This window comes from Paenibacillus sp. FSL R7-0179 (genome assembly GCF_038002265.1).
Classification (GTDB): Bacteria; Bacillota; Bacilli; order Paenibacillales; family Paenibacillaceae; genus Paenibacillus_AQ.
This window is the reverse complement of record NZ_JBBOCC010000001.1, coordinates 2,646,009-2,660,315: the sequence shown is the minus strand read 5'-3', so window position 1 is coordinate 2,660,315 and position 14,307 is coordinate 2,646,009. Positions and strand designations below refer to the sequence as shown.

Below are 14,307 nucleotides of genomic sequence, written 5' to 3'. Positions count from 1 at the left end.
TCACTGGACTCCAAATGTATCTCGCAGATAGTGATCAAGAATCTGAAGGGGCTCCTGTAACGCCTGGTTGGGAAACTTATGAGTGACCTTATAGCCTACTCTGGGGGGCACTGACACCGCCAGCTTCTGAAGAACAAATTCTCCCATACCCATCATATGGACGCCAATCGAAGCAGGCACAATCGTCCATTGTCTGTCATTCGTCAAAAAAGTAGTGATGAGTCCCGCTGAGTCCAGATGTACACGGGAAGGACACAGCGGGTCCCACCACTGGTCATGCCTGAATTGAAACTCCCGATTCCAATTGACGAGGACCTCATGCTCTGCCGCCAATTCTTCCATTTCCACCGTATCTCCAGCCAGCCGCCCTGGTGCAGCTAAACGCAACAGCACCATTTCTTCAGTGAAAAATGGTTGAACAGTAACGCTAGGCGATACAATTTCCCGTACCACAAACGCCACATCCATCTCACGCCGTTCAATACTGTCAAAGGCCTCCTGAGTATGCTGCGTACGAATCTGCAATCGGATGGAAGGAGTGTGCTGATTAAGCATTCTATATACCGGAGGCAAGACGAAGTGGCTTATACTTTCGGCAGCGCTTATGGCCAGACTTAACTGCGAACCATTCGCCTTTAAAATTTGAGTTTCCCTCCAGAGCGCCTCCCATCTTTCCGCAATACTAAAAAAGTTCTCCCCTTTTGGGGTCAGGCTGATTTTGGCTGCCCCTTTTCTCCGCTCCACCAACAGGCCGCCCATCCCCTGCTCTAATGTCTTTAACCGGTAGCTTACCGTTGCTTGTGACAGGTGCAGCAGTTCAGCCGCTTTACTTATACTCCCAGTCCGTACGATAGCTAAAAACGCTTCTATCCCAGGAAAATACATCGAATACCTCCTCAATATATAGAAAATATTAATATAGTTCACAAAATATTTGCGTTTTACAGCATTATTCTTTATGTCTAAAATTATCATTAACACAGACAAGGGGTCAAATAGTCCAGGTTAGGAAAAGGTGGTTTAGCCATGAAGGTTCTCATCGTTGGTCATTTTAACGAAACTGCACAATCAAAGATTGCCGGACATTTTCCGCAAGACTGGAACGTTGTCATTGTCCCGCCCGGACAAGAGATGCTGCATCATATTGAAGATTGTCAGGTCCTCATCCCTGAACATATCCAAGTGGACCCTAGCCTGCTCGCTAACGCCAAAAAACTAAAATTAGTACAGACAGGTGCAGGTTATGATAATGTCGATATCCCTGCCTGTACAGAGCTCGGCATTTGGGTGGCCAATGCGGCAGGAGTGAATGCACAGGCCGTGGCCGAGCACGTAATGGCACTAATGCTGGCTTATTATAAAAACATACCGTTTCTTGATCATTTCATGAAAACCCGGATGGATGAACACCACTTGGAGTACACAGGGAGTGAACTAGAGGGCAAAACCATTGGGATTATCGGGCTAGGGGCTATCGGAAAGAAAGTCGCTGCATTTTGCAGCGCTTTTGATATGAAGGTGATAGCTTATGCGCGAAAGACAGTAGTACAGGCCGACGGTTTGGTAACAATGACGGATCTCGATACTCTTCTAAGCACATCGGACATCGTCAGTGTACATGTACCCTTGACTGAGCAGACCAAGCACCTGATCAACCAGACAGCATTTCAGAAAATGAAAAGTAGCGCTCTGTTCATCAACACGGCCCGCGGCGGGATTGTTAACCAGACAGATTTGATAGATGCCTTAACAACCGGAGTTATTTCCGGCGCCTGCCTGGATGTGTATGAATCCGAACCGCTTCCCTCAGATAGTGAGTTACGCACACTGGGTAATGTGGTCCTTACTCCCCATACCGCAGGAATGCCTGACGGCCGGAAATTCCACAAAAAAAGATATGATTTCTTCATCAAGAATATAAAACGTGTACAAAACGGGGAAGAGCCTGAAAGCAGGCTAATTCAGTTAGTATAGTTTCGGGGCAATAAAAGTACAAAAAAGGTTTATGACATTGTATTTTGTATACAATGTCATAAACCTTTTTGAATACCGGCGAGAGGACTCGAACCAACTAGCTTATCATAAAATTTCTCTTAAAATTAACACCAAAGAAGCGGATATAACAGATACTGCCGTACCAATAGCCCCCCCTTTTAATGCTCCAATGATGTGATGCTTTGGATTACAATATTCTTCTCTCATATCCTCAGTACCTGGTATCATCAGTTTCTTACTATGACAAAAAATAATTATATCCAGTACTATCAAATCATACAGATTTACAGATAAAAATAACACAAATACGTGAAAAAAAGAACTTGAAAAAGTTTGGTTTCCCGAAAAAAAGGCTACAAAGGCAAAAAATATGGCGAATAAAATTACACTTAGGATTTTACGCTTCCAGTTATTACGTTCTATTGAACTTATATATTCTTTATATTGAGGTAATTCATAAACCCGTCTTTTTATTGCTGTAGGATAAGAAGCGAATTGCGATAACGGATTTCGATATTGTGCTGGTAAAATAGCTATTGAAAATATTACGCATAATATTAAACATTGAATAAGCAACAGCATGATATCCCCCTTTCCAGCGTACCGCGCCCACGAGCGGGTGACTCTTTAGGCAGCTTTCGCTACCCGTATTGCTGAATTCCGATAACAAGCAAAGCCAATCCAGACATAAACCATACGTCTTTGCCCACCATTGATGCTACTTATATAACCTAATTATTTTCTTTTTTATTGTCAAGAATTTTTTATTGTAAAAGCTTTCTACTCTCCCTGTAATCTACCTATCCGTTTTCATAATTCGAAACCTATATGTACGCCCGCCCTCAGCCATACATTCTACTCGCTGAATCTTGGCGTCCAGCACTTCAGCAAACATAGCCATTTCACATTCACATGAATGCGGATAAGCAACATCGCTTTGTAATATCGGGCAATTAGCTTCCTCTAAGATCCACGACGCATCATCGCTCTGAATGATTTGTCCGTCGCCCGATCGCTTGGCGTTCCTCTCCGTCAAGGCTTTTTACTCGGACTCCCGACTAGTAACTTTCATCATGTTTAGTTTGACTATAGCCTGTATCCCCAAACGGATACTTAAAAAATGCCTGCGGATAAAAAAGTTGGATTAGGCAAACATTAATCCTACTACTTAACCAGGGGTGTTATGATGTACTTGATTAGTTTAGCGCTCATGTTTGTTGGCCTCACTTCTATCAATATTATCTTTTCTTACCAGAGCAAACACATTGACCCGCATTTCTGGTCAACGTTTAAATTCCAGCTCATGATGCTCCCTCTCTTTCTCGCCGCTAATTTGAGTGTTGGATATGGTGTTAAATTTGGGATGAAGGCCTTGAATCAACTAGGCTATGTACTCATCATTGCAAAATGTATCGAGGTGCTGATCTCTATTTGGATGGGTTATTGGTTTATGAAAGAGACTCCTTCCTGGAAAACATGGATTGGCCTCATTGTCATCATAACTGGAGTCATATTGGTTAAACAAAAGTAAAAAACTTTTTTCCACATATTTTTCATGAATTCATTTAGAGGGGATATTCAAAATGCGCACATAGGGTCAATAATTTTTTGCTGCACTCAGGTCAGAGAAACCTGTTTAACATGCGAACACGTAGTAAAGTACATTTTCTTATAGAGAAGCTGCTTGTCATCTCAACAACAACGAGAAACGGCCTCATTTCATTAACCCTAGAAACGATATTCGGGAAAGGAAAAACAAAATGAAACTATTGACAATCAAACAATTAGTCAATCGCTTTGGAGACGTAATCGCTGTGAATAATATAAATTTATAGGTAAAAACTGGAAGTATATATGGCATTCTAGGACCCAAAGGGGCCGGAAAAAGTTCTACCATTCATGCGATTACAGGGCTGCTCAATTTTGATGACGGAGAAATTTCATTCGCAGATGGAAAATCGATGAGACAGTGGTATCGCCGTATCGGACTTGTACCACAAGAACTGGCCATATATCTCGACCTATCTGCACAGGAAAATGTACAGTTTTGCTGCTCCCTATACGGTTTTTCAAAAAATAAAATTGAAGATAGAATCGAAAAGGCATCGGAGTTTGTTGGATTAAGTAATGTTAAAAACAAACTCGCCGAGCATTTCTCTGGGTGGTATGAAGCGGTGATTAAATCTGGCCAAAAGTATCTTCAGCTCAAATAATGAGTGATGTATTGAGAATTAAACAAAAAAAGCTCATTAGAGAATATCTCCAATGAACTTATTTAACTATACCGGCGAGAGGACTCGAACCTCCACGGTTTCCCACTCGATTTTGAGTCGAGCGCGTCTGCCATTCCGCCACGCCGGCTTAATATTATGTATATCCGCTATGGATAATTAAATTTCAGATGAAATACTCTCAATATAATATTAATGGCGCGCCCTGAGAGATACGGTTGCTACGCATCCGATTGCGAAGTTGTGCTATCGAAGCATAGGCTCCAACGAACTCGTTCGAATCTGAAGGACACTTTGTTAAATCAGAGAAGTATTAATGGCGCGCCCTGAGAGATTCGAACTCCCGACCTTTTGATTCGTAGTCAAACGCTCTATCCAGCTGAGCTAAGGGCGCAAAATATGGAGCGGACGACGGGAATCGAACCCGCGACCCTCGCCTTGGCAAGGCGATGCTCTACCGCTGAGCCACGTCCGCACACGGTATGTATTCAACTGCTTTAACGAACTCAGGGATTTCTCATCCCTTGCACCATAAAAATGGCGGAACCGACGGGATTCGAACCCGCGATCTCCTGCGTGACAGGCAGGCATGTTAGGCCAACTACACCACGGTTCCAAGATAAAAGGTTTTGGGGCCCCCGTAAAGTATTCGGAATATGCTACAGAGCACATCTTCACTTTGTGGGGATTAATTGCGGGGGCAGGATTTGAACCTGCGGCCTTCGGGTTATGAGCCCGACGAGCTACCGGGCTGCTCCACCCCGCGTCAGTAATAAAATATTCTTTTCTGGCTTGCAAAGTCTGCATGGTGGAGGCTGAGGGGTTCGAACCCCCGACCCTCTACTTGTAAGGCAGATGCTCTCCCAGCTGAGCTAAGCCTCCATCGAAGAAGCAACTTAATGATCATAACACATTTTCATGAGATATACAATCATTAATTTATCAAAGATAAATGTGGTGACTCGTATGGGATTCGAACCCATGTTACCTCCGTGAAAGGGAGGTGTCTTAACCCCTTGACCAACGAGCCAGATCAACAAACATTCTTTTGACAACAAAAGATATTATATCAAATACATGAGAATAGTGCAATAGGAAACAACATTATTAATAGAAAAAATTAATGGGCCTCTAGTTTAACTTCAATGCTAACCTGAACAGACGCTTCCCGCTCTCACTGTCCTAATCCTCTGTTTCTATCATAGCTATAATAACCTCAGCAACCTGTGAAATCAACTGATACTCCGTATCCACATGATGTTCGAAGACCTTGTTCTTAAGCCCTTCAAGACATCTCTGCATCTGTAGAGCAGCCCAGGAGTCTCTGCCTTCTCCACGGCTCTTAAGTCTGTCAAGCAGGGTCTCAGGTGAAGCATACAACGTAAAATGACGAACTTGCCGGCCCTCGCTTCTTAGTCTACCCACTATCTCTATAAAATAGTCCGGATCCACTAGAGTCATAGGTACAATAATCGTTTCTTCATACTCTGAATAAATGCATTTAAGCATCGAATAGGTAAACTCACGCCACAGATAGTGCTTCTGGAAATCATCCTCTGCCATTTCAGCAGGAATATTATCACGGATATAATAGCCTGCATTCTCCGGGTCGAATACATAAGAATTTGGAATTCTCCGGTGGAGTTCAGCCGCCGTCTGCGTCTTCCCCGAAACCATTGCACAACCAATCAGCTCATAACCTCACCCTGAGTGTATCCGGTTATGCCTGTTACAGAAATAGCTAATAGCTCCATATTCCCTAAGGTGGAAGCGAAGATAAATGATAACAAGTAAATTTTCAGCTTACCCACAACAAAAAACCACCATTGATAATCAACAGTGGTCTTAAGTGCTTGGCAACGTCCTACTCTCCCAGGACCCTTCGGTCCAAGTACCATCGGCGCTGGAGGGCTTAACGGTCGTGTTCGGGATGGGTACGTGTGGAACCCCTCCGCTATCGCCACCAAACGGGCATTTGAATATCAAATGCTATTATTCAGGTCTCAGCATCGCCAAATGCTGAAAACAAATTTTCTTTACCGAGCTACTTGAGCTCCATAAATTACAATTTGATTCCTGAAAACTGAATCCGAAACGAATATGCGTGATCGAAATTTGGATAAGCCCTCGACCGATTAGTATTGGTCAGCTCCATGCATTGCTGCACTTCCACCTCCAACCTATCTACCTCGTCGTCTTCAAGGGGTCTTACATGTTGGGAAATCTCATCTTGAGGGGGGCTTCACGCTTAGATGCTTTCAGCGCTTATCCCGTCCGTACGTAGCTACTCAGCCATGCTCCTGGCGGAACAACTGATGCACCAGCGGTACGTCCATCCCGGTCCTCTCGTACTAAGGACAGCTCCTCTCAAATTTCCTGCGCCCACGACAGATAGGGACCGAACTGTCTCACGACGTTCTGAACCCAGCTCGCGTACCGCTTTAATGGGCGAACAGCCCAACCCTTGGGACCTACTTCAGCCCCAGGATGCGATGAGCCGACATCGAGGTGCCAAACCTCCCCGTCGATGTGGACTCTTGGGGGAGATAAGCCTGTTATCCCCAGGGTAGCTTTTATCCGTTGAGCGATGGCCCTTCCATGCGGTACCACCGGATCACTAAGTCCGACTTTCGTCCCTGCTCGACTTGTAGGTCTCGCAGTCAAGCTCCCTTATGCCTTTGCACTCTGCGAATGATTTCCAACCATTCTGAGGGAACCTTTGAACGCCTCCGTTACTCTTTAGGAGGCGACCGCCCCAGTCAAACTGCCCGCCTGACACGGTCCCCGTACCGGGTTACGGTACTAGGTTAGAACCTAGATACGATCAGGGTGGTATCCCAACGGCGCCTCCACAGAAGCTTGCGCTCCTGCTTCAACGGCTCCCACCTATCCTGTACAGATCGTACCCAAATTCAATATCAAGCTGCAGTAAAGCTCCATGGGGTCTTTCCGTCTTGTCGCGGGTAACCTGCATCTTCACAGGTATTAAAATTTCACCGGATCTCTCGTTGAGACAGCGCCCAAGTCGTTACGCCATTCGTGCGGGTCAGAATTTACCTGACAAGGAATTTCGCTACCTTAGGACCGTTATAGTTACGGCCGCCGTTTACTGGGGCTTCGGTTCACAGCTTCGGATTGCTCCTAACCGCTCCCCTTAACCTTCCAGCACCGGGCAGGCGTCAGCCCGTATACTTCGCCTTACGGCTTCGCACAGACCTGTGTTTTTGCTAAACAGTCGCTTGGGCCTTTTCACTGCGGCCCCCTCGGGCTATTCACCCTACCGAGGCACCCCTTCTCCCGAAGTTACGGGGTCATTTTGCCGAGTTCCTTAACGAGAGTTCTTCCGCGCGCCTTAGAATTCTCTTCTCGCCTACCTGTGTCGGTTTGCGGTACGGGCACCTTCTCCTGACTAGAGGCTTTTCTTGGCAGTGTGAGATCATGACCTTCGCTACTGTAATTTTCGCTCCCCATCACAGCCCAGCCTTCACGGTGTGCGGATTTGCCTGCACACCAGCCTCACTGCTTAGACGGACATCCATCAGTCCGCGTCACTACCCTCCTGCGTCACCCCATCGCTCATAGCGGATTACGGTGGTACAGTAATTTCAAACTGTTGTCCTTCGACTACGCCTGTCGGCCTCGCCTTAGGTCCCGACTTACCCTGAGCGGACGAGCCTTCCTCAGGAAACCTTGGGCTTTCGGCGGATCAGATTCTCACTGATCTTTTCGTTACTCATACCGGCATTCTCACTTGTGTAGTGTCCAGCGCTCCTTACGGTACACCTTCAACCCCTACACAACGCTCCCCTACCCCAGATACAAAGTATCTAGCCATAGCTTCGGTGGTGTGTTTAGCCCCGTTACATTTTCGGCGCAGAGTCACTCGACCAGTGAGCTATTACGCACTCTTTCAATGGTGGCTGCTTCTAAGCCAACATCCTGGTTGTCTGTGCAACTCCACATCCTTTCCCACTTAACACACACTTGGGGACCTTAGCTGATGGTCTGGGCTGTTTCCCTTTTGACAATGGATCTTAGCACTCACTGTCTGACTCCCGGCAAGAAGTAAATGGCATTCGGAGTTTGACTGAGCTTGGTAACCCTTGCGGGCCCCGCACCCAATCAGTGCTCTACCTCCACCACTCCATTCACCGAGGCTAGCCCTAAAGCTATTTCGGGGAGAACCAGCTATCTCCGAGTTCGATTGGAATTTCTCCGCTACCCCCACCTCATCCCCGCATTTTTCAACATGCGTGGGTTCGGGCCTCCAGTGCGTGTTACCGCACCTTCACCCTGGACAGGGGTAGATCACACGGTTTCGGGTCTACGTCCACATACTCAGTCGCCCTATTCAGACTCGCTTTCGCTGCGGCTCCGGCTTCTCACCTTAACCTTGCATGTTAAACGTAACTCGCCGGTTCATTCTACAAAAGGCACGCCATCATCCATAAAGAGGACTCTGACTTTTTGTAAGCACACGGTTTCAGGTTCTATTTCACTCCCCTTCCGGGGTGCTTTTCACCTTTCCCTCACGGTACTGTTTCACTATCGGTCGCCAGGTAGTATTTAGCCTTAGCAGATGGTCCTGCTGGATTCATACGGGGTTTCACGTGCCCCGCACTACTCGGGATCCGTCTCGGAGAGAATACCATTTCGGCTACAGGGCTTTTACCTCTATCGCGGGCCTTTCCAGACCTCTTCGCCTACCGTATTCCTTTGTAACTCCATGTGAGACGTCCCACAACCCCAAGGGGCAAGCCCCTTGGTTTAGGCTGTTCCGCGTTCGCTCGCCGCTACTGACGGAATCACTATTGTTTTCTCTTCCTCAGGGTACTTAGATGTTTCAGTTCCCCTGGTCTGCCTCTGCGTATCCTATGTATTCAGATACGAGTAACTGCGAATTACCACAGCTGGGTTTCCCCATTCGGACACCCCCGGATCAAAGCTTGCTTACAGCTCCCCGAGGCAGTTTCGTTGTTCGCCACGTCCTTCGTCGGCTCCTGGCGCCTAGGCATCCTCCGTGTGCTCTTAGTAGCTTAACCAAATCGCTCCGGTATTGGCTTATTCGCTCATCTTGTTTTGAATAGCGCAACCGGATTACTCCGCCTGCTAGAATATTCAAAGCCAAAAGTCCCTCATAATCCAAAACCATCGCTCAGTATCGCTAAAAACTTCAAAACTTGTTTACACAAGTTCAGCTTAAAGGAATGTTCTAAAACGCAAATTCGTTTCGGTATCCAGTTTTCAAGGATCAAGTTGTAGTCTGAAACGTTTAACGGCACTTTCGTGATCGTCCAAACCTTTCAGAAACTGAGAGCTTAAACTCTCAAAACTGACCAACGAGTGAGTAACTAGCCGACCGGCTAGATTTAAGATTTGAATGTCTTCATTGCAGAAGACGATTCTCCATAGAAAGGAGGTGATCCAGCCGCACCTTCCGATACGGCTACCTTGTTACGACTTCACCCCAATCATCTACCCCACCTTCGGCGGCTGGCTCCCTTGCGGGTTACCCCACCGACTTCGGGTGTTGTAAACTCTCGTGGTGTGACGGGCGGTGTGTACAAGACCCGGGAACGTATTCACCGCGGCATGCTGATCCGCGATTACTAGCAATTCCGACTTCATGCAGGCGAGTTGCAGCCTGCAATCCGAACTGAGACCGGCTTTGCTGGGATTGGCTCCACCTCGCGGCTTCGCTTCCCGTTGTACCGGCCATTGTAGTACGTGTGTAGCCCAGGTCATAAGGGGCATGATGATTTGACGTCATCCCCACCTTCCTCCGGTTTGTCACCGGCAGTCACTCTAGAGTGCCCAGCTCAACCTGCTGGCAACTAAAGTCAAGGGTTGCGCTCGTTGCGGGACTTAACCCAACATCTCACGACACGAGCTGACGACAACCATGCACCACCTGTCTCAACTTTCCCCGAAGGGCACCTGATGCATCTCTGCTTCGTTAGTTGGATGTCAAGACCTGGTAAGGTTCTTCGCGTTGCTTCGAATTAAACCACATACTCCACTGCTTGTGCGGGTCCCCGTCAATTCCTTTGAGTTTCAGTCTTGCGACCGTACTCCCCAGGCGGAGTGCTTACTGTGTTAACTTCGGCACCAAGGGTATCGAAACCCCTAACACCTAGCACTCATCGTTTACGGCGTGGACTACCAGGGTATCTAATCCTGTTTGCTCCCCACGCTTTCGCGCCTCAGCGTCAGTTACAGCCCAGAAAGTCGCCTTCGCCACTGGTGTTCCTCCACATATCTACGCATTTCACCGCTACACGTGGAATTCCACTTTCCTCTTCTGTACTCAAGTCACCCAGTTTCCAGTGCGACCTCAGGTTGAGCCCAAGGTTTAAACACCAGACTTAAATAACCGCCTGCGCGCGCTTTACGCCCAATAATTCCGGACAACGCTTGCCCCCTACGTATTACCGCGGCTGCTGGCACGTAGTTAGCCGGGGCTTTCTTCTCAGGTACCGTCACTCCGGCAGCAGTTACTCTACCGGACGTTCTTCCCTGGCAACAGAGCTTTACGATCCGAAAACCTTCATCACTCACGCGGCGTTGCTCCGTCAGGCTTGCGCCCATTGCGGAAGATTCCCTACTGCTGCCTCCCGTAGGAGTCTGGGCCGTGTCTCAGTCCCAGTGTGGCCGTTCACCCTCTCAGGTCGGCTACGCATCGTCGCCTTGGTGGGCCGTTACCCCACCAACTAGCTAATGCGCCGCAGGCCCATCCCCAAGCAGCAGATTGCTCCGCCTTTCATTCTCTCCTCAGGAGAAGAAAGAAATTATCCGGTATTAGCTACCGTTTCCGGTAGTTATCCCAGCCTTGAGGGCAGGTTGCCTACGTGTTACTCACCCGTCCGCCGCTAAGTCTGAAAGGAAGCAAGCTTCCTCTCAGACTCCGCTCGACTTGCATGTATTAGGCACGCCGCCAGCGTTCGTCCTGAGCCAGGATCAAACTCTCCAAATTGGTATTTAGAAAGAGCGATTGCTCATTTTGAAACATCTGACGAGAATTGTTACATTCTCTAATTTTGGATCTCACCGAAGTGATCTCCAGATACTCACTCGTTGTTCAGTTTTCAAAGATCAAGCTCGTTGTCAGCGACGATTACCGCGTCACCAGCAACTTTTATAATATAACACGTTCATCTTCTGAATGCAACACTTTTTTTGAAGAAGCGAAATGTGTATTCAGCAGAGCAACATGTCCAATCTTCTTGCAAGGCACCCGCCTTGCGACTGGATATATAATATATCATGATATATACCTGCTAACAACCCTTAATTTTATACCATTTTTCAGATAGTACTATAGCCTTTCATAGATTTCCTATACAAGCCTCTGTACCTGCATAACCACGTCCCAAAAGCACATGCCGGCCCTCATATCCAGCAGGACCTGCATGTGCCGCTCTCTCCTAAGGGGACTCCCCCTCTTAATTCGGAATCCAAGGAGTCTGATTCTTTTTAGCTGTACTAGAACGCCCATTTGAGTTCGAACGCGGCTTGGCGTGGGCTTTATCTTTGGCGGCAGAAGCCTGGCTGGAGGTTTTCGCTTTTGCCGCTGCCGGTTTCGACTTCCCTGGTTTTGTATCCTTTGCCGCTGTGGCTTCAGTGCGCCCCTTATCCGGCAGTTCCTCCGCTTCCTCCACCACAGGCTCAGGAATCTGAATCTCGGGTACGCGGTTGTGAGCGAAGTTCTCCATGCCCGGATAAGCCGGATATGGCGGAATGTTAGATACCATAGGCTGTTCATACACCGGTGACACCGCGTTAGGCATGGCATTCATTCCTCCAGCATAAGGAGAAACCATCCCCATCGGCGGCATGCCGTACACCGGATACCCGTTATACATCGGCTGCTCATAAGGATAAGGCTGAATCGACATTGCGCCGCATCCGCAGGAAGGCCAAGGAAGGTTAGCCTGCTCGCTCAGGTACTGCGGAGCAAACGCAGCATTGTCACTGACAGGGCTGACTGCAGACATATTCATATTATCATAATCCGGCGCTGCATTAGGATACCATGCTCCGGGATATTGTCCAGGTGGACAAGGATTAACCGGCTGGGCATAGAACGGCGGGCAATCCGGCATAAATGCTGCAGGCTGAACATAACTCGGAGCGTTATTCATATTGTTCATACCCATATTGTTCATATCCATATTGGCCATGGGCTCATATACGGGATACACCGGTGCATAATTCATGAAATACGGATTCTCGCTGAGGCCGGGATAGCCATCGGTCTTTCCCCACGGTGATGTTTTACCCTCATCCCAGGCGGTAGGCTGAACCTCGGTCTTATTATGATGCACTTCCTTGGTTTTCTCCTCCTGCGCGGGAACAGAGATTTGTACATACAAGCTTTGTTTCTCATGGACGACTTCCTGAACCGGCTTGACTTCCGGCGCTTTATTAGGTGCAGGGTTAGGTGCAGGAACCGCCAACGGGATAGGGACTGCTTCTGCAGCAGGTGCAGGAGCTGGCGCAGGAGCCGGCTTTTCGATCACACCGGTGTAGGTTTTACCGCCAATGGCCGTTTTATCAACCACTGCCGGAGCGGTGGACTGAGCCTGAATGGGGGTCGTATTAGCTTTTACCGGATCGATGGATTGGGCCTGGATTGGAGAAGTACTGACTTTCTTAGGGATGTTCACGACTTCCCCCGTCATCAGCGCATTAGGGTTCTTAAGCTGCGGGTTGGCATCAATCATATCCTTGAGTGTAATACCCCAAGCCTTGGAGAGCTTCCATAAGGTATCGCCTTGCTTGACTGTATGCTTATAGTAGATATCGTTGTTGTCCGGAACAGGCAGAGCTACGGGCGCAGCCGGGATCTTAACCTTGTCTCCTACCGCAAGCACATCCGGATTGGTGATTTGCGGATTGGCCTCGATGATTTTTTGCAGCGGCACTCCATACTTCTGTGATAACGCAAACAGCGAATCACCTTGCTTAACAATGTGTATTTTCACGCAGCATTTACCTCCTAAAAGTATCTATTGATCGGCACTGCACCCCGGTTCAGGGATGATAGCCCTCCAGATTCGGTAGTTGCGGTACAGCCGCCTCCTTCGTTACTACATCTTATGCAGCCCATGGGCGAATGACATCCCTATATGCAAAAAAATCCTTCCATGCTTGGCATGAAAGGATTTTTCTCTATTCGCTCCCGCGAAATTAATGTGCTATTCCCAAACCTTATAACCGTCTTTATCAACCACATTGCGGAATTCTTCCAGCAATTGCAGGGTAATCGGCCCGGCCTGGCCGGAACCGATGACTCTGCCGTCGATCTCACGGGCAGCAATAACTTCAGCCGCTGTTCCGGTGAAGAAGACTTCATCGGCAATATAGACATCATGCATGGTGAACGGTTCTTCCTTAAGCGGCAGTCCCAGCTTCTCACACAGCTCAATGATCGCCAGACGGGTGATTCCCTCCAGGGCGCCCAGGTAACAAGGCGGTGTATAGACTACGCCTCTTTTGATAATGAAGATATTATCGCCTGAGCCTTCGGTTACATAACCCTGAGCGTTCATCATGATTGCTTCATCGGCTTCCGCCAGATTCGACTGAATCTTCACCAGAATATTATTCAGATAGTTCAGCGATTTGATCTTAGGATTTAGGGCATCCGGGAGATTGCGGCGCTGGGAGACCGAAACGGCACGAAGTCCGTTCATATAAGCCTGCTCCGGATAGATGGCAAGCTGCTCAACAATGATGATTACACTTGCTTTGGGGCAGCGGCGCGGATCAAGACCCAGGTTGCCGGGACCGCGTGATACGATCAGCCGGATGTAACCGTCCCGCATGTCGTTCAGGCGGATGGTCTCAGCCATTGCCTCTAGCATCTCGTCATACGTCAGCGGAATGTCCAGCATTATCGACTTCGCCGAATCATACAGCCTGTCCAGATGCTCCTTGCACTTGAAGATGTTGCCGTTATAAATACGGATACCTTCGAAGATTCCGTCTCCATATAAAAAACCGTGATCGAATACGGACACCATTGCCTTGTCCTTTGTTACATGTTGTCCATCCAGATAGATCCATTGCTCAGCCATGA

Annotated in this window: 7 protein-coding genes, 7 tRNA genes, 3 rRNA genes and 1 pseudogene; 3 read left to right on the top strand and 15 right to left on the bottom strand. The window is 48.1% G+C overall.

Annotated features, from left to right (window positions below):
* Positions 1 to 975: a LysR family transcriptional regulator gene (locus MKX63_RS11870; protein ID WP_341017252.1), complete on the bottom strand. Its 975-nt coding sequence runs from the start codon at positions 973 to 975 to the stop codon at positions 1 to 3.
* Positions 976 to 1,026: 51 nt separating this feature from the next.
* Between MKX63_RS11870 and MKX63_RS11865 the strand changes: the two genes are divergently transcribed.
* Entirely contained in the window at positions 1,027 to 1,974 is a 948-nt protein-coding gene (locus MKX63_RS11865) for an NAD(P)-dependent oxidoreductase (protein ID WP_341017251.1), read from the top strand.
* A gap of 105 nt (positions 1,975 to 2,079) precedes the next feature.
* On the opposite strand, the gene MKX63_RS11860 is transcribed toward MKX63_RS11865, so the two are convergent.
* On the bottom strand, positions 2,080 to 2,577 hold the full coding sequence (locus MKX63_RS11860) for a hypothetical protein (RefSeq protein WP_341017249.1): 498 nt from the start codon (positions 2,575 to 2,577) through the stop codon (positions 2,080 to 2,082).
* 601 nt (positions 2,578 to 3,178) lie between these two features.
* Between MKX63_RS11860 and MKX63_RS11855 the strand changes: the two genes are divergently transcribed.
* Together MKX63_RS11855 and MKX63_RS11850 are read left to right on the top strand one after the other, a co-directional pair.
* On the top strand, positions 3,179 to 3,526 hold the full coding sequence (locus MKX63_RS11855) for a hypothetical protein (RefSeq protein WP_341017248.1): 348 nt from the start codon (positions 3,179 to 3,181) through the stop codon (positions 3,524 to 3,526).
* A gap of 316 nt (positions 3,527 to 3,842) precedes the next feature.
* Positions 3,843 to 4,208: pseudogene (locus MKX63_RS11850) on the top strand (ATP-binding cassette domain-containing protein); the annotation flags it as partial.
* A 69-nt stretch (positions 4,209 to 4,277) separates the two neighbouring features.
* Here MKX63_RS11850 and MKX63_RS11845 read toward each other — a convergent pair.
* The 13 genes from MKX63_RS11845 to ilvE form a co-directional block, all read right to left on the bottom strand.
* Positions 4,278 to 4,356 (bottom strand) — tRNA-Leu (locus tag MKX63_RS11845).
* 187 nt (positions 4,357 to 4,543) lie between these two features.
* Positions 4,544 to 4,620 (bottom strand) — tRNA-Arg (locus MKX63_RS11840).
* Between the two features lie 6 nt (positions 4,621 to 4,626).
* A tRNA-Gly gene (locus MKX63_RS11835) sits at positions 4,627 to 4,701 on the bottom strand.
* 63 nt (positions 4,702 to 4,764) lie between these two features.
* A tRNA-Asp gene (locus MKX63_RS11830) sits at positions 4,765 to 4,842 on the bottom strand.
* Positions 4,843 to 4,918: 76 nt separating this feature from the next.
* A tRNA-Met gene (locus MKX63_RS11825) sits at positions 4,919 to 4,992 on the bottom strand.
* A 40-nt stretch (positions 4,993 to 5,032) separates the two neighbouring features.
* A tRNA-Val gene (locus tag MKX63_RS11820) sits at positions 5,033 to 5,108 on the bottom strand.
* A 73-nt stretch (positions 5,109 to 5,181) separates the two neighbouring features.
* Positions 5,182 to 5,256: transfer RNA gene (locus MKX63_RS11815), tRNA-Glu, on the bottom strand.
* A gap of 152 nt (positions 5,257 to 5,408) precedes the next feature.
* On the bottom strand, positions 5,409 to 5,903 hold the full coding sequence (locus tag MKX63_RS11810; protein WP_341017247.1) for an AAA family ATPase: 495 nt from the start codon (positions 5,901 to 5,903) through the stop codon (positions 5,409 to 5,411).
* 174 nt (positions 5,904 to 6,077) lie between these two features.
* A 5S ribosomal RNA gene (gene rrf, locus MKX63_RS11805) occupies positions 6,078 to 6,194 on the bottom strand.
* A gap of 147 nt (positions 6,195 to 6,341) precedes the next feature.
* Positions 6,342 to 9,268 (bottom strand): 23S ribosomal RNA (locus MKX63_RS11800).
* 370 nt (positions 9,269 to 9,638) lie between these two features.
* Positions 9,639 to 11,199, bottom strand: a 16S ribosomal RNA gene (locus MKX63_RS11795).
* The 16S, 23S and 5S rRNA genes sit together here, the layout of an rRNA operon.
* 469 nt (positions 11,200 to 11,668) lie before the next feature.
* Positions 11,669 to 13,210 (bottom strand): LysM peptidoglycan-binding domain-containing protein, encoded by a 1,542-nt coding sequence (locus MKX63_RS11790; protein WP_341017245.1) that lies wholly within the window; start codon positions 13,208 to 13,210, stop codon positions 11,669 to 11,671.
* 213 nt (positions 13,211 to 13,423) lie between these two features.
* Positions 13,424 to 14,305, bottom strand: a complete 882-nt coding sequence (gene ilvE, locus MKX63_RS11785) for a branched-chain-amino-acid transaminase (RefSeq protein ID WP_340752117.1) — start codon at positions 14,303 to 14,305, stop codon at positions 13,424 to 13,426.
* Positions 14,306 to 14,307 lie beyond the last annotated feature (2 nt).